The sequence below is a fragment of the Companilactobacillus heilongjiangensis genome (assembly GCF_000831645.3).
In the GTDB taxonomy this organism is placed as follows: Bacteria; Bacillota; Bacilli; order Lactobacillales; family Lactobacillaceae; genus Companilactobacillus; species Companilactobacillus heilongjiangensis.
This window is the reverse complement of sequence record NZ_CP012559.1, coordinates 2,008,567-2,029,104: the sequence shown is the minus strand read 5'-3', so window position 1 is coordinate 2,029,104 and position 20,538 is coordinate 2,008,567. Positions and strand designations below refer to the sequence as shown.

General features: G+C 36.9%; 16 protein-coding genes and 1 tRNA gene. 13 read left to right on the top strand and 4 right to left on the bottom strand.

Features of this window, described 5'->3' with window-relative positions:
- Positions 1–654 precede the first annotated feature (654 nt).
- Positions 655–2,049, top strand: a complete 1,395-nt coding sequence (locus JP39_RS09100) for an O-antigen ligase family protein (RefSeq protein ID WP_041501517.1) — start codon at positions 655–657, stop codon at positions 2,047–2,049.
- Between the two features lie 295 nt (positions 2,050–2,344).
- On the opposite strand, the gene JP39_RS09095 is transcribed toward JP39_RS09100, so the two are convergent.
- Complete coding sequence (locus JP39_RS09095) at positions 2,345–3,073, bottom strand: WecB/TagA/CpsF family glycosyltransferase (protein ID WP_041501518.1); 729 nt, start codon at positions 3,071–3,073, stop codon at positions 2,345–2,347.
- Between the two features lie 58 nt (positions 3,074–3,131).
- Here JP39_RS09095 and JP39_RS09090 point away from each other — a divergent pair, with 58 nt between their 5' ends.
- The 9 genes from JP39_RS09090 (at position 3,132) to JP39_RS09050 (ending at position 11,596) form a co-directional block, all read left to right on the top strand.
- Complete coding sequence (locus tag JP39_RS09090) at positions 3,132–4,208, top strand: glycosyltransferase (RefSeq protein WP_041501519.1); 1,077 nt, start codon at positions 3,132–3,134, stop codon at positions 4,206–4,208.
- A gap of 338 nt (positions 4,209–4,546) precedes the next feature.
- Positions 4,547–6,022, top strand: a complete 1,476-nt coding sequence (locus JP39_RS09085; protein ID WP_041500673.1) for a nicotinate phosphoribosyltransferase — start codon at positions 4,547–4,549, stop codon at positions 6,020–6,022.
- 1 nt (position 6,023) lies between these two features.
- Entirely contained in the window at positions 6,024–6,842 is an 819-nt protein-coding gene (nadE, locus tag JP39_RS09080; RefSeq protein ID WP_041500671.1) for an ammonia-dependent NAD(+) synthetase, read from the top strand.
- A gap of 132 nt (positions 6,843–6,974) precedes the next feature.
- The gene (locus JP39_RS09075; protein ID WP_041500681.1) at positions 6,975–8,144 is read left to right on the top strand and encodes an aminotransferase class I/II-fold pyridoxal phosphate-dependent enzyme; all 1,170 of its coding nucleotides are present in this window, start codon (positions 6,975–6,977) and stop codon (positions 8,142–8,144) included.
- A 1-nt stretch (position 8,145) separates the two neighbouring features.
- The gene (locus JP39_RS09070; protein WP_041500669.1) at positions 8,146–9,597 is read left to right on the top strand and encodes a hypothetical protein; all 1,452 of its coding nucleotides are present in this window, start codon (positions 8,146–8,148) and stop codon (positions 9,595–9,597) included.
- Positions 9,590–10,570 carry a glycosyltransferase family 2 protein gene (locus JP39_RS09065; RefSeq protein WP_041500668.1) on the top strand — a complete coding sequence of 327 codons (981 nt, stop codon included), beginning with the start codon at positions 9,590–9,592 and terminating at the stop codon, positions 10,568–10,570. Before JP39_RS09070 ends, JP39_RS09065 begins: the two co-directional genes overlap by 8 nt.
- A 5-nt stretch (positions 10,571–10,575) precedes the next feature.
- Entirely contained in the window at positions 10,576–11,010 is a 435-nt protein-coding gene (locus JP39_RS09060; protein ID WP_041500665.1) for a hypothetical protein, read from the top strand.
- Complete coding sequence (locus JP39_RS09055) at positions 11,010–11,474, top strand: SprT family protein (RefSeq protein ID WP_041500663.1); 465 nt, start codon at positions 11,010–11,012, stop codon at positions 11,472–11,474. Before JP39_RS09060 ends, JP39_RS09055 begins: the two co-directional genes overlap by 1 nt.
- A gap of 36 nt (positions 11,475–11,510) precedes the next feature.
- Positions 11,511–11,596 (top strand) — tRNA-Leu (locus tag JP39_RS09050).
- Between the two features lie 87 nt (positions 11,597–11,683).
- Here JP39_RS09050 and JP39_RS09045 read toward each other — a convergent pair.
- Together JP39_RS09045 and JP39_RS09040 are read right to left on the bottom strand one after the other, a co-directional pair.
- The gene (locus JP39_RS09045; protein WP_041500661.1) at positions 11,684–12,079 is read right to left on the bottom strand and encodes a DUF1828 domain-containing protein; all 396 of its coding nucleotides are present in this window, start codon (positions 12,077–12,079) and stop codon (positions 11,684–11,686) included.
- Positions 12,080–12,105: 26 nt separating this feature from the next.
- Positions 12,106–16,578 carry an SLAP domain-containing protein gene (locus JP39_RS09040; protein WP_041500659.1) on the bottom strand — a complete coding sequence of 1,491 codons (4,473 nt, stop codon included), beginning with the start codon at positions 16,576–16,578 and terminating at the stop codon, positions 12,106–12,108.
- A 473-nt stretch (positions 16,579–17,051) separates the two neighbouring features.
- Here JP39_RS09040 and JP39_RS09035 point away from each other — a divergent pair, with 473 nt between their 5' ends.
- The 3 genes from JP39_RS09035 to JP39_RS09025 all read left to right on the top strand — a co-directional run bounded on the left by JP39_RS09035 (position 17,052) and on the right by JP39_RS09025 (position 19,521).
- Complete coding sequence (locus JP39_RS09035) at positions 17,052–17,987, top strand: helix-turn-helix domain-containing protein (RefSeq protein WP_425393758.1); 936 nt, start codon at positions 17,052–17,054, stop codon at positions 17,985–17,987.
- 137 nt (positions 17,988–18,124) lie between these two features.
- The gene (locus JP39_RS09030; RefSeq protein ID WP_041500655.1) at positions 18,125–18,625 is read left to right on the top strand and encodes an SLAP domain-containing protein; all 501 of its coding nucleotides are present in this window, start codon (positions 18,125–18,127) and stop codon (positions 18,623–18,625) included.
- 368 nt (positions 18,626–18,993) lie between these two features.
- Entirely contained in the window at positions 18,994–19,521 is a 528-nt protein-coding gene (locus tag JP39_RS09025; protein ID WP_041500653.1) for an SLAP domain-containing protein, read from the top strand.
- A 515-nt stretch (positions 19,522–20,036) separates the two neighbouring features.
- Here JP39_RS09025 and JP39_RS12695 read toward each other — a convergent pair.
- Positions 20,037–20,492, bottom strand: a complete 456-nt coding sequence (locus tag JP39_RS12695; protein WP_169751879.1) for a hypothetical protein — start codon at positions 20,490–20,492, stop codon at positions 20,037–20,039.
- Positions 20,493–20,538: the final 46 nt, after the last annotated feature.

The following is a 20,538-nucleotide window of genomic DNA, read 5'->3' as shown; positions in this document are numbered from 1 at the left end:
AATATGCCGCCTACGGTTGTCGATGAAATGGCAGTCTACCATGAGGACCGACTCGAGCCAAGGTCTCGTGTCTCGCTTTGAAGCCTTGCCAGAGTTCGGCAAGTCTCCAAAGTCGCCCTGTGGTGTAATGGCTAAAGCCATAACGCCACCTCCATGGGATACTCCATTTCATCGACAACCTCCGGCTAGTGTATGTTTTATTACGAAGTGAAATTTCAAAATGATTTTGGTATTATTTACTAAGATTTTTGGTCTTACTTATACTTATATGGTTAGACCGGATTTTACTTTGGTTAATAATGAATTAGGTGGATAGGTATAGTTACTTAAGAAATTTGATTGGTTATGAGCCAAAGAATGCTATAGCTGGAGGTTGCCAGAGAATTCACCAGCAGTGAAAGTGGAGTAAGTGCTTTAGCACTTACTCCACAAGACGACTTTTGAAACGTGGTTTTCGGTTCAAAAGCGAGGTTCGAGACCGTACTATGGCTCGAACCGGTCCTCACAGCAGGCGAAATTCTCTGGCAACCGGAAGCGGAAGTACACAATAAAACAGGTTTTGAATTTTAATTGGGATAATTAATTTCTTTAAAATTCGATTTAAGGTAAGATATAACCTGATATGTTTTTTAAATTTTTAACTGGGAGTCACTTATGCAAAGCTTTATAAAAAAGTACAGTATCTTCTTGATGCTATATATCGTTTTTCAGCCTGTATTAGATGCTGTTACCGGACTGATGGCTCAAGCACATATTAATATAACCTTTGGGGTATTGATTCGAATGGCCGTTATGGCCGTTACGGCGTTTTATATCCTGATATTCCTGATACTGAATCGGGATAACAAACAAGGGTTTCGAGTCATCGGGTATTTCGTGATTTTAGGAATAGTTTCGATAATCAGTTTAATCATTAATTACAAACAAAAAGTTTTATTTATACCATCACTAGAAATAACAACCTTAGCAAAAAGTTTGTATTATCCAGTCATGTTGCTGGGATACTTTTATGCGTTTGAAGAATTGGCGGAAGACCGAGTTATCAACCGTTATTTCCCTAAAGTAGTTTTCTATGCCGTTAACATCATCAGTATTATCATGATTGTGGCACACTTTACAAACACAAGTTTCAGCTCATATGCCTATTATAAATTAGGTGAGAGTGGCTGGTTCTACGCTGCTAATGAGTTGAGTGCTATCGTTTCAATCGCCTTTCCAATTATGATTTGGTATGCCTTGAATAAAATTAACAAGTGGTCGAGAGTTTACTACTGGTTAACAATTATTTTGGCAATCTACTCAGCATTGTTGATTGGTACAAAAGGTTCATTGTTAGCAATTCTCTTCGGTATTTGTATGGGAATTTTGGCAACAGTTATTCACTTCTTCCAAGATGGCGGCAATCGCAAATTCAACGCCGGAATCGTGGCTTTATTAGTCATCACACTTGGTGGAGTATTCGCTGCTTATCCAGCCATGGCCGTTTCCAGAACTGCTGAATTGCACAGCGACATGATCAAGTATAAGAAGAAACAAGCTAAGACTAAAAAAGGTATTACTAAAGACCAGAAGAAGTACGTTGAAACTAACAAGACAGTTTCTTACTTACTAAGTGGTCGGACAGTTTACTTTGAAAACGCTGCTCACAACTATAAGAAAGCAACCATAGCTCAAAAGACATTTGGTATGGGCTATGCAACAAGCTTTAAGAGTGAGAAGAAAGCTAAGTTAGTCGAAATGGACTACATCGATATCTTCTTCCAATTTGGTATCATTGGAACAATCATTTACTTAGCACCATTGCTATATTGCTTACTATATCTAGTCGGCACATTCTTGAGAAAATTCAAGTACATGTGGTCCTTTAAGTGGGCAATGTTAGTAGCCAGTGTAGCGTTAGGATTCGGAATGGCATTGATGACAGGACACGTTATCGAAGCACCTTCAGTAAGTATTTACTTCGTTTCGATTCTGAGTTATGCAATGTTAAATGCAAAGATATTTGTAAGAAGTGAACAGAATCCAGAGACAATCGATGTCGAAGATTAGAGAGTGGAGCAGGCCCGGGAATTTCCGAGCATTTGCGTAGCTTCACGAATTATCCGCGTACCTTGCGGATGATTTGGGGAGGTAGGCAAAGCGGAAGAAATTGGCCTGTGGAACTCGTTTTAGAGCCACTGCCTATATAAACTAAAAATAATGCTTGAAACAAAAAAGGATTGTCATCCAACGAAATGAAAAAGTTGGATGACAATCTTTTTTATTTTAATTTTTTAAGTAAGTTTGATAATTTTGAATTGGATTTCCAATAAAAATATATTGAAGATTGGAGACGTTATTCAGCCTATTTACGGCTCTTCTTTTCTTTATTAATCAAATTCATATAGCGAGGAATTGCCAACATCCGGCCAAAACGAGTAGGCTCCTTAATCAAACGGTAGAACCATTCCAAATTAAGTGCTTGGAAAAACTTTGGAGCTCGCTTTTTAGTACCGGAGAAGACATCAAAACTACCACCAACACCAATCCAAATAGCATCAGTTGTCTTACGGTATTTATTGATGAAAATCTCTTGCTTAGGGGAACCTAGAGCAACGAAAACGATGTTAGGTTGCTTTTCAGCAATTTCAGCTACGATATCTGCTTCATCTTTGAAATAACCATCGTGATAACCAACAAGATCAACTTGAGGGTAATCCTTTTTGATTTTCTCAGCGCTAGCTTCAATAACTTCTGGCTTAGCACCAAGTAAATAAACTTTCGAAAACTTGCGGTTAGCCGCTTCAACTAAATATTGTAAAGTATCGAATCCAGTGATTCGTTCGTGGAGTGGAGTTCCCAGACTTTTAGCTCCTTTGATAACTCCAATTCCATCGGGAATGACGTAATCAGCATTATTGACAATTTCTGAAAAATTGGTATCTTTTCTAGCAGAAAGAACAATTTCAGGATTAGGTGTTACGATAAACTTGTTTGCTTTAACATCCAAATCATCATCCAAGTATTTATGAAATTGTTTAGTCGTGAAATTATCAAACTCTGTACCTAAAATATTTACTCTATTTTTGTGCATGGCGTTCTCCTTTAATGTATTATTATACACGAGAAAGATTAATTTGAGAGGTGTCTTAATGAGGGTTTTACATATTAATGCCGGCAATGAAGACGGTGGAGCTCGTACATATATTGTTAACCTGATGAAAGGTCAAAAGTTAACTGGTGAGAAGAGTACGTTATTAACTTTTCAAGAAGGTCCAGTTTCAAAGATGGCGCGTGAAAATGGCTTGAGCGTGTCGGTAATGAAACAAAAACAACGTTTTGATTTATCGATTCTAAAACCATTAACAAACTATATTAACAATAATCACTTCGATATTGTGCATACACATGGTCCACGTGCTAACTATATCGTGTCTTTGATTAGAAAGAAAATCAATGCTAAATGGGTCATAACAGTCCATTCTGACCCCCGTATCGACTTTTCAGGGATCAAAGGTAAAGTTATGCTCAAGTTAAATCTACACGCTCTAAAAAGCGCAGATTCACTTTTCTACATGAACCCTGATTTGGAAGAATATTTTGAATCATTGAAAATCAGATCAAGCAAAACATTTGAAGTTTTCAATGCCATCGATTTTTCTGGAATCAATCCGCGATTCAATCGCCAACCAACATTCAGTTTGCTGGAAGTAGCACGTTTGGTTGAGGTCAAGAATCATCGTTTATTGCTTGAAGCCTTGAGCAAAGTTAAGTTCAATTACCGCTTGACACTAGTCGGCGATGGTCCATTGATGGACGATTTACGTAAGTTAGTTTCAGAATTAGGTATCAAAGATAAAGTCGATTTCGTTGGTTTCCGTGAAAATACCGGTGACTATTATCAAGAATGTGATGTTTCCGTCCTAACTTCGAAGTCAGAAAGTTTGCCAACAGTTTACCTTGAATCAGCTGCTTATGGAAAACCAGTTATTGCGACAAATGTCGGTGCTACCGATAGAGTTATCAATGACGATACTGGTTGGTTAGTCGATTCTGGCGATGAACAAGGACTGATTGCAGCCTTGAACGATGCCCACTCAATGTGGCGTGATGGCAACCTTGATCAAAAAGGATTGGCACTTTATCAAGAGGTTCGAGACAACTATTCTATCGAAGAATTAGCTCATAAAGTAAACGATGGATACGAAGCGACTTTAAATGCAGATTAATGTAAAATATAGATTGTTAACCAGAGTTTGATTTGGGCTTTGCCTTGGAAGGTTTTGTATGGTTGTTCGTGTTGCAGACTATCGAAATAATAATCTGATATAACCAGTATCTTAGCTTCCGGTTTCGAATGATGGAGCCAGCAGTGGTAGTGGTGTTAGGACGGCGGTTTTCCGTTCTTACAGCACAGGACGTTTTTGAGACGTGGTTTTCGGCTCAAAAGCGAGGGTCGAGACCGCACTATGGCTCGAGCCGGTCCCACAGTAGGCGGAATCATTCGAAACCGAAAGCGGCAACCCTCAAAAACCTCTGGCCATTAATATAAATTTATAAGGGAGTTATGATGACTCAATTTCAAAATGAAGATTTAACTTTGCATACGGATTATTACGAATTAAATATGATGTATACATACTGGAAGAAGGGTTTGCACAACCGTCGGGCTGTTTTTGAAGTTTACTTCAGAAGCTTGCCATTCGACAACGGTTTTGCCGTTTTTGCAGGACTGGAACATGTCGTTAATTATCTCAAGAATTTAAGCTTTTCAGATTCAGATATCGATTACTTGCGTGAATACGGGGAATTTGATGAAGAATTTTTACGTTGGCTAAAAGATATGCAATTCAGTTGTACAGTTCGTTCAGCTTATGAAGGGGATTTGGTCTTCAATGAAGAACCTATCCTTCAAGTTGAGGGACCATTGGCACAATGCCAACTGATTGAAACTGCCATTTTGAACATGGTTAACTTCCAAACTTTGATTGCTACAAAGGCTGCTCGTATCAAGACCGTTTGTGGTGATGATCCAGTTATGGAATTTGGTTCACGTCGTGCCCAAGAAGTCGATGCTGCCATTTGGGGTACTAGAGCCGCTTATATTGCAGGATTCGATGCTACAAGTAATGTTTTAGCAGGTAAGTTGTTTGGTATTCCAATTTCTGGTACACATGCCCATGCTTTGGTGCAAACATACCGTAACGAATATGAGGCTTTCAAAGCTTACGCTACAACACATAAGAATTGTGTCTTCTTAGTTGATACATATGATACTTTGAAGAGTGGTGTGCCTAGTGCCATCAAGGTTGCTCGTGAAATGGGCGACAAAATTAATTTTGAAGGTGTCAGAATTGACTCCGGTGATATGGCCTATATTTCAAAGCGTGTCAGAAAGCAACTTGATGAAGCTGGTTTCCCAAATGCCAAGATTTACGCTTCCAATGATTTGGATGAAAAGACCGTTTTAAACTTGAAGATGCAAGATGCTAAAATCGATGTCTGGGGAATTGGTACAAAGGTTATTACAGCCTTTGATCAACCAGCTCTAGGTGCTGTTTACAAATTGGTAAGTATCGAAGATTCTAAAGGCAATATGATGGATACTTTGAAACTTTCAAGTAATGCAGCTAAGATTTCCACACCTGGTAAGAAACAAGTTTGGAGAATTACTAATAACGAAAAGAATGATAAATCCGAAGGGGACTATGTAACTTTCTGGAATGAAGATCCTAGAGAACACAGTTCACTTTATATGTTCCATCCACAATATACTTATATCAATAAGACTGTGGAAGACTTCCAAGCTAAGCCAATGCTGCACGACATCTTTACTAACGGTAAATTAGTTTATGATTTGCCAAATGTTAAAGAAATTCGCAAGTATTGTGCTGACAACCTCGATTCACTTTGGGACGAATACAAACGTATTTTGAACCCTCAAGTCTATCCTGTTGATTTATCTTCAAAACTATACAGCCACAAGATGAAGTATATTGAGAAGATTAGAAATGACGTAAACAACATTAGATTAGGTGACTAAAATGAGACCATTGCAAAAAGAAATTATTGAATTTGAACATACTAAGCCAAAGATTGACCCAGAAGCTGAAATTAGACGCTCAGTGGACTTTCTCAAGAATTACTTACAGACACATAGCTTTTTGAAAACACTTGTCCTAGGCATTTCTGGTGGACAGGATTCGACATTGGCAGGTAGACTGTCAGAAATTGCCATGACTGAATTACGCGCTGAAACTGGCGACGACAGTTACCAATTTATCGCAGTTCGTTTGCCCTACGGTGAACAAGCTGACGAGTCTGACTGTATGCAAGCTATCGAATGGATGAAAGCTGATAAAGTTGTTCGGGTCAACATCAAAGATAGTGTCGATGCGATGGTAAAAGCTGTTGAAAACAATGGTTTAACTATTTCTGATTTCAATAAAGGTAATATCAAAGCTAGAACTAGAATGATTGCTCAGTATGCGATTGCTGGCGATAACAAAGGTGTTGTTGTTGGAACTGATCACGCTGCTGAAAATATCACTGGTTTTTATACAAAGTTTGGTGATGGTGCCGCTGATGTAACGCCGTTATTCCGTTTGGATAAGCGCCAGGGCAAGGTAATGTTAGCCAAACTTGATGCCCCTAAGAATCTTTATGAGAAAGTACCAACCGCTGACTTGGAGGAAGACCGTCCTAGTTTGCCTGATGAAAAAGCTTTAGGTGTATCTTACAAAGATATTGACGATTATCTTGAAGGTAAAGACATTTCAGATGCTAGTGCTGAAATCATTGAAAACTGGTATAAGAAGACTGCTCACAAGCGCCGTTCTCCATATACCGTATTTGACAATTAGTATAGTTCTATATCATATTTGGACATTCAGATTTTTTGAATGTCTTTTTTTTTAAGAAATAACGTATGTTAGAATGAGAGTGTAATCTTCTAAAAGAGGTGTATAACAGTGAAAAGTGATTTAATCTCCCTAATGAAACCATCCGTTGTCGCAATTAAGCAACAGGATATTTTTAAGTTCAATGCGCGGGCCAAGAAAATACCAGGAGCTGTTAATATGACCGTTGGCGAACCCAACTTTCATACTCCTGAACACATCAAACAGGCTGCAATTAGAGCCATCGAAGATGACCACACGCACTACACAGTGCCAGAAGGTAACCATAAATTATTGGTTGCTGTAGCTAACTATCTGCACGACAAGTACGATTTGAACTATGATCCAGAGACGCAGATTGTCGCTACGACTGGTGTTACCGAAGGTGTTTTCTCAGCCTTCAATGCAATTTTGCAAGATGGTGACGAGGTTTTAATTCCATCACCAGCATTTACCATTTATGGTCCAGATGCTGATTTCAATGGAGCTTCACCGGTTTACTTGGATACTTCAAAGACTGACTTCAAAGTCACTCCTGATGTATTAGCAGAGGTTTTGAGAACGAATCCACGTATCAAAATCTTTTTACTCAACTTCCCAAGTAATCCAACGGGGGTTAGTTACACTGAGGATGAATTACGAGCTTTAGCAGATATTTTGAAAGATCACGATATTTTCGTTATCAGTGACGAAATATATAGTGAGTTAACATATAATTTTAAACACGTCTCATTTGGCAATATTTTGCCAGAACAGACGATTCTATTGAATGGACTATCAAAGTCACATGCTATGACAGGTTGGCGCTTTGGTGTCGTTTGTGGGCCTGCAGAGGTCATTTCACAGATCAATAAGATCCATGAATTGGCAACTACATCAATCACATCGATTACCCAATATGCAGCCTTAGAAGCATATACAAATGGCTACGATGATCCAAAAGCAATGCAAGTACAATATCAAGAAAGACGTGACGCCTTGTATGCTGGCTTACATGGCATGGGCTTTGAATGTCCAACGCCAGATGGAGCCTTTTACTTATTTGCAAAAATTCCTGAAGGTTACGAACAAGACGACGTTAAATTTGCTAACGATTTATTGGAAGAAGAGCATTTAGCAATTCTACCAGGAAGTTTCTTTGGTATCGGTGGTGAAGGTCACTTGCGTTTCAGCTATGCTGCAAGCATGGATAGTATTAACAAGTGTATTTCGAAACTACAAAGTTTCTTGGTAAACCAAAAAAAATTAGCAAATATAGAGGGATAGAATGCTAAGTAAATTCCAAGGCATTATTAGTAAAATTATTATCGCGTGCCTAGCAATCTTTACGACGGTCGTATTGATTCAGATGGGACACTTTCTAACAATCAATTATTTAAAAGTTGAACCAGTATTAACAGTACTGGTTTTTCTTTGTGCAATTATTTTTGTCGGTGGGGTCGGATTTTTCTTATATCGTATCCGTGACGATGATCCCAATTTAAACCGACTAATTCTTATCAGCCTCTTATTAATCTTTGCCATTGTGGCAATCATCTGGCTGAAACTAGTGCCACAAACACAAGTCAGTGACTTTAAGGCATTCTGGAGAACTGCTCCGAAAGCTCTTGAGGGTAAAGCTATTTACAAGTATGACAATGATTATTTCGCCAAGTGGGCGTACCAAACAGGATATCTAGTCTACGTTATGACGGTGGTAAAAGTCTTTGGTCACAAGGTTATTGCCATTCAATTGTTAAACGTCTTGTATCAAGTTTTGATTCTGTTGATGTCATATATTTTGGCAATGCAATTGTTCAAAAACGTCAGTGTTGCCCGTTTAACAGTCTTTATTTTGATGATTGACTTAGATTGGTTTGCTCTAAACAGTCAGGCAGACAATCAATATTTGGGGATGCTGCTGTTTCTAGTGACGTTCTATCTGATTATGAAGAATCAGTATTGGGCATACGCTTTGGCTGGTATAACGCTGGGAGTTGGTAGTATTATTCGACCAATTGGACCAGTGGTGATTGCCGGGATCGTTGTATATGCTTTGTTGTACTTATTTATTCACAACAATCAATTCAATTGGTCTGGCTTAGGCAAAATTCTGATTACATTGGTCATTTATCAAGTGATATTCTCAGCTGCCGGTATGACAATTAAGAGTTCGGGCTTGAATGAGTATGGATTGACTAATCGTGATTCTGAGTGGAAATTTGTAGTTGGTCTAGATGCCAATTCCAATGGATCATATGATCAAGGGATGGTTAATCGTTTCAATTTGAAGGATAGCCGTGCCAAGATGAGTGCTCAGGAACATCAAGTTATCCGAGAGAACATTTCTAACTTGAATTCCACTCACGGTTGGCTGAAATTGTTCTGGAACAAGAATGAAACGCTTTGGGCCAGTCGCTCAACCACAATTGACTTTACCGGATTTGAGACCCAGCATTCGTTAAAAGTAAGCAATATGGCGAAATTATTAGGCTATATGGGCACCGTTATGCTGATTATTTTTTCATGGATAGGTTCATTGAAACTTTGGCATAATAAAAATCAAAAAACATTCTTATTAGTACTACCACTGATGGCTTACGCTGTCGTACAATTGTTAATTGAAGTGCAAGGCAGATATCGACTTGAATTTTTGCCAGTTATCGCTATTTTAGGCGGTTTAGGGCTATTTACCATTTGTGAATGGATGAGATCAAAGTGGGGTAGAATGAATGTCTGATGTATTTAAATTAAGTATCGTAGTACCTTGTTACAATGAGGAAGAGGTACTACACGAAACAACCAAAGAGCTGTCAGCGATTGTTAAAGGCTTGATGGATGAGAAAAAAATCTCTGAGACAAGTAAGATTGTCTTTGTGGACGATGGTAGTAAAGATAAAACTTGGGAATTGATTGACGAGTTTTCTAAAAAATATAACGCCGTTACAGGAGTTAAACTAAGCCGTAACTTCGGGCACCAGGGTGCTTTATTAGCTGGAGTTACTAGTGCATCAAAAGATTCTGATGCCGTTATAACGATAGATGCTGATCTTCAAGATGATGTTAATGCGATTCCGAAGATGGTCGACGAGTATCTTAAGGGTGCCGAAGTTGTCTATGGCGTTAGAAATAATCGTGATACTGATACAGCTTTTAAGCGTAGCACAGCTGAATCATTCTATAAGTTTATGGGATTTTTAGGTGTAAAACTGGTACCTGATTCAGCTGATTATCGTTTGATGAGTCAACGTGCTTGCCAAGTATTGTTGAGTTATCGTGAGCGGAATTTATTCTTACGTGGAATTGTTCCATTAGTAGGATTCAAATCTGCCAAAGTATATTATGCCAGAAAAGAACGTTTTGCTGGGGAATCAAAGTATCCATTACGCAAGATGATTAAATTTGCCGTTGATGGTGTAACATCATTTTCAATCGTACCCATTAAGTTGATTATGGGGTTAGGATTTTTCATCGTATTCATCAGTATATTATTGTTGATTTATAGTTTTATTCGGAAAGTAAATGGTGATGTAATCCCCGGTTGGTCGTCATTAATGATATCCATTTGGGCACTCGGTGGTGTACAATTAATTAGTATTAGTGTCATCGGTGAGTATGTTGGTAAAATCTTTAATGAGGTTAAACAACGCCCTAGATTTACGGTCGAACGAGATATTTATACTGAGAAGACACAAGAAGAAAATAAGAGGTAATTATTATGAATGCCGCACAAAAAAGAGCAATGCAATACGGTCAATTAATTAACAATACTGTTCAAGCAATCCAAGAAGAACAAGATAAGTTGAACCCTGAATACGAAAAGATTCGTGGTGCCTTGGATCGTAGTAAAGTTGATAAGATGGACGATGTTGAATACGGTAAGATTCAAAAAGATTTCGCTACTGGAACTAAGAACTATCAAGAAGCTCTAGCTAAACTTGAAAAGGGCAAGGCTCCTGCAAGATTGATGGGAACACATATCTCACTAGTTTCTGCTTTCAAGAAGTATGTTGAAGGTTGTGGAGAAATGACTGACAGTATCGGTGCTGACAAACAAGTTGATCGTCACGCTTTTGATGAAGCTGAAAAGAAGCAAGACGAATATATGGATAGATTTTCTAAATTAATTCAAAAATTAACTGACTTGGCATAATGAATAATCAGGATTTAACTGAGTTAATAAAAAAGGTTTCCCAAGAATATTTTGGGAAGCCTTTTATTCATCAAGCTTGTTTTAACAGTCGTTTGAAGACAACGGGTGGGAGATTTCATTTGAATGACCGCCATATTGATATCAATCCTAAGATTTACGAACAATTTGGATATGGAACTTTAGTTGGAGTCATCAAACATGAATTGTGCCACTATCATTTGTATAACGATGGCTTGCCAGCGCAACATCGAGACCGTACTTTTAAAGTATTATTACAGCAAGTGGGTGGACTTCGATATTCACCAATTCAAAGTAGTGTAAAGAAAAAAACTTATCATATTTATGAATGCAGCAACTGTCATCATATCTATCGGCGCGTTAAGAAGTTGAATACACAAAAGTATGTCTGTGGCATCTGTCGCGGCAAGTTGAAATATATTAAAGATCTTAATATTTCAGCTTGAAATATTTTTTAATTATGTGTATTATAGAACGTGCATGCGGGTATGGCGGAACTGGCAGACGCGCAAGACTAAGGATCTTGTGGAGAGTTTTCTCCGTGGAAGTTCGAATCTTCTTACCCGCATCATCAAAGTAGTTGAACGATTTTGTTCAGCTGCTTTTTTTTGTTGTCTTGAAGTATGCCATCCTACAGCAGTTTCTTAATTAATAACTAGTCTACGTCGTTAAGAAATGTTAAATCATTTATTCTGATTAACCCCTGAAGTATTTTCTGTTTTGCAAAGGGAAAATCTTCTTCCATACACTCAATGTGTACTTCACCATCGAATATATCTAAATCAAACATTTTCAAAATAGAATGTAACAAAATATATCTGGGTGATCCTATTTTGAAGGTGAAACCATGAGTCTCAAGATTATCCAAAGTCCGACCGTTGTCAGTGATAATAATTTTAGGATTATCGTTAGTGACGTATAAAACAATATGTTCAAGCGAGTTATCTAAAAACGGAGTTTCAATACGAATTGAATTAGTTGATAATTCGGTATATTTTTCGTTTTCTCTGAGCCATTCAAAATAAGCTTTTCTCATTTCAACAGTATCCATTTTTTTCTCCTAACTTATCCCCAGAATTAATGAACATCTTTAATTGCAATATCGGATGACTTGATAAATTCATTTGTGGCCACGCGATAATATTTTTCGTTATTGATATAAGTGATGCTGTCGACTTTCCAACTCGTGTTATTCGCAAGTGAGCGGTCAGTGACTAAGTCTCCTTTAGCAGTGTAAATTTTAGTTTGGACTTTATGAGTAGTTATGATTAGATCCACGGGTGAGTAGATGTAGACATCGTCAGCGTTGACGAATTCATTTGTTGCTACACGGTAATATTTCGTGCCATTAATTTCAGTTTCACGGTCGGTTATCCATGCACTATTTACGGACAGCTCACGATTAGAAATTAGTTTATTTTCAGCTTGGTAAAGTAGTTTGGCGGAATCGTCGTAAGTTCTGATTCGTTCATTGATTGGATTGTATAAATAAACTTGATTTGCTTGAGCCCATTGGTTGGCAGCAATCCGATAGTAATTAATACTATTCACCGTTATTTTGGCATCACTGTTCCAACTAATTGCATTATTTAGGACACGGTTGGTAATGAAATTCATTTGTTTATTTGAATCCAGTTGAAAAATTTGGACAGCTGTTTTATCCGCAAAAGTTGAAATCGTTTGTTGGATTGGATTTATATCTGAAATATCTGGTTGTTTCAGATTGTGATGACTTGAGCCCCTTGAGGGCTTTTTTTTGTACGTTAAAGTCTGTTTTTGATCAATTACTAGTTTTGGATTTTTGGCATCAATAATTTTGAGCGTGCCATCGGGTTGGTAAGTGGCGATGATTGCGGGGGCAAAGTAGCCAGGTAAGTTTGGAGCTGAAATTGTTTTCGATTTGTCCCCATATTTTCCTTCAGGAATTGTCAGGGTGATTGTTTCAAGTCCATTAGGATTTTTGACGATAAGTTTTGCACCGGTGACTGGAACCCCAGTGTAAAAGTTGGAGTTGCCGAAATCAATTGAATGATTGTTGTCAATGTCGCTGATTGTTATACCGTTAGGTCCATAGTTAACCCGAAATGTTGGAGATGTGTAGCCATTCACTTCTGGTAGAGTGAGGGAGGTTGAAGTTCCAACTTTTCCGTCTGGAATTTGGAGAGGTTCTTTACCTACTGGTGTTAATATCATTTGAGAATGTCCGGTAAGCGTAATCGCTGTATAGTTTAAATCTTTGGGATTATCCGGAATGAAGTTGCCGGTTGCATCGATTTTGCCAGATATTTCTTCATTTACAGGTGTATATCCCTTGATAGCGGGTGATTTAATCTTCAAAGAATCACCAACTGATACTGGACCATAAGTAGTGCTTCCGGCAGAATTAGCATTTAATTTGAAATGGAAAGTTCCAGAATTGAATCTTTTTCCAGTGTAGTTAGAAAGTTTATTTAGGTCGACAATTTTTTTATTATCATCCTTTAACGTAATTGTTTTGTTTGCGTTATAAATGACTGTTATTTTTGAAGTCGTATAGCCAGATACTGGGGGCAAATCTATTTTCGTTGAAGTACCAACAGTACCTTTGGGGATTTCCAAATTCTTTGCACCATTAGGTGTATTTACTGATTGATTGGTTATTTCAAATATATCTCCTTGATAGATTGAATCAGGGGATGAATCGGGGATAAATTTTCCATCGACATCGATGGTTCCGATGATTTGAGCACCTGACGATGTGTGATAACCATTTATTGTAGGGGCTTTGAAGTGTACTTTTTTACCAACGGTTTCTTCACCATATGGAATTGTGGCTTTGGAACCATCTTTTAAAGTGAAAGTATAAGTCCCAGGATTGGTGTTATTTCCTTGATAATTATTGATTTTACTGGGGTCAATGGTCTTGCCGTCGGAGTCTTGAAATATAACGGTTTCCTGTTTATTATCATCGACCACATATTTTACTGTGATTTTTTTTGGAGTGTATCCGGGAATATCTGGAAAAGAAATCTTGTTGAAGGTGCCAATATTACCCTCGGGAATAGGTATTGTTTCGTTACCGTTGGGAGTAGAGACCGTTAACTCACTTTTTTTCACTGTGTCTCCAGTATAGGAATAGCTTGAATCGGGATCAGGAATAAATTTACCGTTGACGTCAATAGTTCCCTTGATTTGTTTTTGATTTGGTTTGTAACCTGAAATTTCAGGAGAATCGATGGATATAGTTTTTCCAACATATTCAGCTCCATAATCAGTTGAACCATTTGAACCGTCTTTTAAAGTCACTACAAATGATCCCGGTTTGGTTTCATTAGGGGTATAAATACTAGAATCAGTTAGTTCAATGGGATTAATAATCTCTCCATTGTCTTTTCCTGTAGTGAACCTCCTTAATGTAATTGAGCCATTAGCATTGTAAGTTGCGGTTATATTGGGTGCAGTATATCCATCAGTTTCAGGTAGAGTAAAAGGCTCTGATGTTGTGTCAACTGTACCATCAGGAATATTGAAATATTTTTTCCCGACAGGTGTACTTATAGATTTGTTAGAAATTCCAGGGATGGTAATTCCAGTAATCTCAAGTTCTGTCGAATCGAATGTGTAGTGGTTATCTGAACTATCACTGTAAGTTACTTTGATAGTACTAGGTGTACCATTTTTGATTTTGTAACCTTGAGGTAAAGAATCTTTAGTAATAGTAATAGTTTTAATTTCACCAGCGATGCCTGCTGGAATTTCAAGATGGACCAATTTTTTTGGTAAATTTGTCTTAAGGTATGTACTGCCGCCATCAACAGGGATTGATTTGTATATAGCTTCATAACCGTTAGGAGTTTCTGCTTGTGTTTGTTCTATAGTTACTTTGACGGAGCTTCCTGATTGTAAGGAATAAATTATTCCATTTGAAGCTGTCCACCTAGAATCCAAATGAACAATTTTTGTATCCCCAACCTTACCAGAAACACGTTTGGTTATATCCCCTTGATTAGTGTGAACCGTAACTTGGTTAGTTACATCTTTTTCAGATGGTTCTGGGACTGCCCAATAAATCGCACGGTCAGGAAGCTTTTTTGCGTTTCCCGTTAGTATATTTCCATCGTATAGAAACCCTAAACCATCAGTTACTTTTTGTTTATCATCAATTGCTGTTATTCCATGAAATTTAGCAGGCCCTTTATAAGTTTTAGGATTAAATTCACCTATCGGCTGAACTGAACTAGCTATCCAAATGCTTCCTTTTTGGGATGTTAGGTATGTTTTGAGGTCGAAATGAAGCTTGGAGCTTAAAGTGATACTTGTTAGGTTAGTCCCATCAAACATACCTTCACCCTTAGTTGAATCACCAGTTTCAGTGAATACTGGCCAGTCCCATAAATAAATATTTAAATCAGTTAGCGATTTATCATTTTTAAACATAGATAGCAAATTTACTTTTAAATTTTTTGAGAGAACGGGATCTTTTTTATCTTCAGAGGCAATTTTCCAAGCATTAGTACTAGATGAATCGGGCCTATCAGTACTAATAAAACTGTTCAAATTTACATCATTAGCAAAAGCATAACTTCCATTAGTAATATTCATAAAGCAATCGCCAGAAAGAGTTATCGATTTAAGTAAGGTATCATTTTCAAACATATGACTTATATTGCGTATTTTTCGAACATTATTTTTAGATAAATCAATTTTCGTTATTTTCGAATCGTTTTTAAACATTCCCTCAGTGTTAGTTGTATTAGAAACACCTTTTCTTGTATTTAAAAATTTCAAATTCCCCAAGTTATTAATAGTGATTAAATTCTCCATATTGGCGAATAGGTAAGAAGAATTCAGAGGAGCGTTAACTTCTTTATCAATACTAATAGTAGTGATTTGTTTTGTATGACCACCCCAATGTTCAGTATTGCCACCCTTTTGATCGGTCAGAGGTCCATAAATATGCAAGATAGTATTGTTATCAGTGACTTTCCAACCAAGAACGTCATCATTTTTTGAGACTATTTCTGTGGTATTTGCCTGCCCCTTAACGGGAGAAACTTCTGGAGCTTGAATTGGCTTGGTAGCCTGAGACTTCGTATCTGTAGGTATGTTTGAAGCTGATTTAGTCGAAGTAACAGTTTTTGGCGTAGTTTCAGTTGGTTTCTTGGATGTATCAGCTACAAAATCGTCTGACTTAATATGTGTACCGGCAGATTTTGCTACAGGTTCAACTTTTTTCTTAGAAATGTCGGCTGATGGAGTAGGAGTCTTTATAGAAGTAACAGGTGTTTTGACATCCTCTTTAACTGTTTTTGTAGGAACTTTTGCCGGAACTTTTGTATTTTTATTAACAGGATTCAAGGTAGGCGAAGAAGAAGTCCCACCAGTATTTGAAGGCATTGAATTAGTCACAGCAGGTTTAACATCTGCGGCTTGAACTATATCTGGCGTACCAAATAAAAGCATTCCACCCGCAAACATCAGACTACTGATCACGACCCAATTCTTTTTTGATTTAACTAATTTTTTTCGCATGATTATGTTCGAATCACTTTTCAATTGTTGAAATCTCATATTCTGACCTTCCATCCTCTATAATATGTAAAAACTAGTTCGATTATATGGTCTCAATAGTTTGTGAATGTTTCAGATACGGTAAGAATCGTTCTGCAAAGTTGAAAGGGAGATTTAGAAAAAATTGCATTTTAGGCTTTCTTTAAATCAAAAAACGTTATCTTAGATTATTTGATGCTAATGGAATTAATCTCAAATTAATTGTCGGATTAGGGATGTAGCAGATTTATATAAAAAGCTTTAAAATTAGGACTTTAAATCTAATTAGTATTTTCCGATATATTGAATCAATAAATATTCATGTATTTCAACATACTATATCGAGAAATAATGCTAAAAATAAGTTATTTAATACCCAATTTTTTCTTCACAAAATTTATTCATGCAATATTCTCATTTTTCCGTTTCAAAATAAATTACGTCATTTAATACAAAAAAAATTGTGCATATGCAAATATTTGAAAGAAATTTTTGTGCAATTGGATTATTTATTGGTCACACTGTCATATATATATTTGTGTGGTGGTATAGTATTATTGATAAATATCATAACGATAGATGGGAGTGTGTTGCCATTGTTTCTTGGATCTATTATTTATAATAAAAGACGAGAAATGAATTTGACTCAAATTGAGTTAGCTAACGATATTTGTACTCAAAATACGATAAGTAAGATTGAAAAGCATAATATAGCCCCAACGGTTAACATTTTGATCAAGATTTGTTTGAAGCTGAGCTTGACGTTGAATGATGTATTCAGTGATTTTACTACCGAATCTTCAGTCAAGGAAGAGAGTGCTTTGGATGCGATTGAAAAGGATGTTTTGCTCGAGAAAATCTCAGATATCGACGAAAGAATGTCATCATTGGAAGGTAAGTTGAACGATAATGACATGAAGCAGTATGAATTGATTAGTGGTGTGATGGATTACTGGAACAAGAATTACGATGTTTCATTATTTGATTTAGACAAGGTATTGCAATATACCAAGTCCGCCGGGGACGATATCTACACTTTGCTTGCATATTTGTTCAAGGGGATGAATTACTTAGGACAAAAGCATAATGATCGTGCTCAGTATTATTTCAAAATGATCACTACTTCAGTTGACGAAGTTTCTCAAATCTCAAATGCCAGTGATTTGGAAATTCTCTTTATTTGTAAGACGCTTGCTAAATCTTACAACATCATGGGATTGTATAAGAGGTCATATGATTTCAGTCGTTGCGGATTAAACATTGCTCAAACAAGACATGTATCTTATTTCTTGGATGAACTCAATTATCAAGCTGCCTATTCAATTAAGGACGACAATAATGAAAAGCAAGCTTATCAAGATTATTACAATCTTGCCTTGTACTTAGCAAAGTCGAATAAGAATGAATCATTGCTCGCCAAAATGCGTTAACAGATAAACAAAAAAATCATCAGTCTATATAGATTGATGATTTTTTTTATAAATATTTAAGTAAGTAAGAATGTTGTTAGAAATGTTTAAACATATTATAATCTGAATAGTCTAAGGAGACTAAGGAAGCAAGTAATTTGAAAAGAAAGGTTATAGTAGTGTTTTTTACGATTCTACTAGGAATAGGATTTTCATTTTTACCAATCCAAAGTGTCAAGGCTGAGTCTGTAACTAGCGGATATTTCGTTGACGTTAGCGCACATTCTGCAGAAGTATATAATTCCTCTGGCGATTCATTAGGAAAATCAGAGCCTGAAAATAGTTGTTGGTATCTTGGGAGAACCGCAACTATCGACGGCAAAGATTACTATCAAATTGGAACAAATGAGTACTTGAGTTCCAGTGATAGCTATATGTATCGCGATAGACCAGAGGTTATTAGAGTAGAGACCGATGAAGATGTTCCTGTCTATAACCACGACTTTGTTGAGAGCTCAAGTGTTGCTTTGGCTCCAGGTACTTATTGGTATTCTGATCGTGTGATTACCACTCCAGATGGTATGCCATTTGTCCGTGTTGCCACCGATGAATATGTTGGTATGTGGAATGTGATTCAGCAATCGTTTACAGAAAGATAATACTAGTTTTTAAAAAGGGTAATCCAAATTTTTTTTTGGAAAGCTCTTTTTTTTATATTCATGAAGTATAGGTTTACAAAAGTAGATAGGTCAAGGGATTATACCACTTTCGTAATTTAGTTATATTAAATATATAAAAAAATTAATAGAGAAATATATCATTATTCACAAATTTTTGTTGAAATAATCACCGATTCCTTGTACTATAAAGGTGCTTATGATAATGCCGAATCTGTATAAGCAAATGTGTGAATTATAAAAAAATCTATTTTTTGTATATCAAAATCAATTTTTGTGTGCGCTATTTTTCTGCCAAAAAATGGTGTGCTAGGGATTAAACTAAAAAATGTATATCGAGGTTATTTATTATGAAGAAAACTATGTTACTACTAGTCTGTGCACTTTTAGGTACTGGTAGCGCAGTTGCCACTGCAGCCAGTTCTGTTACAAATGTCAACGCTCAATCAGTTACTCAAAAGGGTAATTATGCTCAAGTAAGTAGCGATGAAGCTCAACTTTACAATCAAAACGGAGACAAAATTAATATTGCTTTGGACAAAGACAGTACTTGGCAAGTTGCCAAGACACAAAGCATTAACGGAAGCGACTATTACCAAGTCTCATCTGATGGATATCTTAGTGCAAAGGATAGTTTTGCATACAAAAACCGTCGAATGATTATCAAAGTTCAATCACTCGACGGCGCAGATAAAGATGTAAATGTTTATGATCATAATTTAGTTCAAAGAAATGATGTTCAACTTGCAGCCAATAGTAAATGGGCTACAGATACTGAAATCAATTATTCGAACGGTGTTCCATTTTTACGTGTTGCCCCTGATCAGTACGTTGCCATGTACGATGTTGTGGAACAATCATTTAGTGCTACTATCTAATTTAAATTTAATGTGTGTGTGAATTACTATCTCTAGATATCTTCGGTATGCCGACCGTTGATATCTTTTTTTGTATATATATGTTCAATCTTCATGTGCACTGCCAAATGCACTTTAAGAATTTATCTAATATATATGAGGTCATTCCTTAATACAATTCGTAGTGTACTATCATTTAGACTTAATTTTGATTCAGTTTTTGTAAGAACTGTTTTCCAAAAGTGGAATAAAATCTGTGGACGTTATAAATCCATAGATTTTTTTGTTTTAAAGTAGAGCTAAAATTATGCACTTCTTACAATTGGTATAGCTATGATTAATTAATCCTTTATGGCTCTAACAAAAGATTTATCACACGTTCATTATAACATATTTTTTGTTTGGTATATGATGTCATTCGACCTAAAATTGGCGGTGAAATCTGAAAGAAGGTTAATCATTATGTCATCAAATAAAAAATATGTTTATTTAGGGGCAACATTATTTTCAGCTATATTATTAGCACCTTTATCAAATCAAACAGTTAAGGCAGCTACAACTGCCAGTACAACGACTTCAACGGATACTGCAACTACCGCACTGAATAGTGTGACGACAGCAACTCCGACGACCAGTACAACTGCTGTGGAACCAACGAGCACCGTTACGACTACGACTGTTCCCACAACGACTACGGCTCCAGCTACTGCGACGTCAACCAGCACAACAACAACGACAGCAACAATTTCGACAAGTTCTACTGCTGCTCCAGCGCCAACGACTTCACCAACAACTACAACGGCAACTGGTACTACAACTGCTCCAGTATCAACGACTTCAACCACAACATCAACCAGTACTGCGACTGCACCAACTACCACGACTTCAAGTACTGGTAGTTCAACAGCAGGTATAACTTTACCAGGATCAACTATCCCCACGACAACACCGACAGCTCCCGGAACAACTACTGGAACTACTACAACGCCCACAACGAGTACGATTGATTATTCAATTCCTGCCAATGTTACTAATGAT

Excerpts from the sequence above, each read along its gene's own strand:
- JP39_RS09040 (WP_041500659.1), bottom strand. The coding sequence starts at position 16,578 with ATGAGATTTCAACAATTGAAAAGTGATTCGAACATAATCATGCGAAAA.
- JP39_RS09060 (WP_041500665.1), top strand. The coding sequence starts at position 10,576 with ATGAATGCCGCACAAAAAAGAGCAATGCAATACGGTCAATTAATTAAC.
- JP39_RS09075 (WP_041500681.1), top strand. The coding sequence starts at position 6,975 with ATGAAACCATCCGTTGTCGCAATTAAGCAACAGGATATTTTTAAGTTC.
- JP39_RS09100 (WP_041501517.1), top strand. The coding sequence starts at position 655 with ATGCAAAGCTTTATAAAAAAGTACAGTATCTTCTTGATGCTATATATC.
- JP39_RS09095 (WP_041501518.1), bottom strand. The coding sequence starts at position 3,073 with ATGCACAAAAATAGAGTAAATATTTTAGGTACAGAGTTTGATAATTTC.
- JP39_RS09025 (WP_041500653.1), top strand. The coding sequence starts at position 18,994 with ATGAAGAAAACTATGTTACTACTAGTCTGTGCACTTTTAGGTACTGGT.
- JP39_RS09070 (WP_041500669.1), top strand. The coding sequence starts at position 8,146 with ATGCTAAGTAAATTCCAAGGCATTATTAGTAAAATTATTATCGCGTGC.
- JP39_RS09065 (WP_041500668.1), top strand. The coding sequence starts at position 9,590 with ATGTCTGATGTATTTAAATTAAGTATCGTAGTACCTTGTTACAATGAG.
- JP39_RS09055 (WP_041500663.1), top strand. The coding sequence starts at position 11,010 with ATGAATAATCAGGATTTAACTGAGTTAATAAAAAAGGTTTCCCAAGAA.
- JP39_RS09090 (WP_041501519.1), top strand. The coding sequence starts at position 3,132 with ATGAGGGTTTTACATATTAATGCCGGCAATGAAGACGGTGGAGCTCGT.
- JP39_RS09045 (WP_041500661.1), bottom strand. The coding sequence starts at position 12,079 with ATGGATACTGTTGAAATGAGAAAAGCTTATTTTGAATGGCTCAGAGAA.
- JP39_RS09085 (WP_041500673.1), top strand. The coding sequence starts at position 4,547 with ATGATGACTCAATTTCAAAATGAAGATTTAACTTTGCATACGGATTAT.
- nadE (WP_041500671.1), top strand. The coding sequence starts at position 6,024 with ATGAGACCATTGCAAAAAGAAATTATTGAATTTGAACATACTAAGCCA.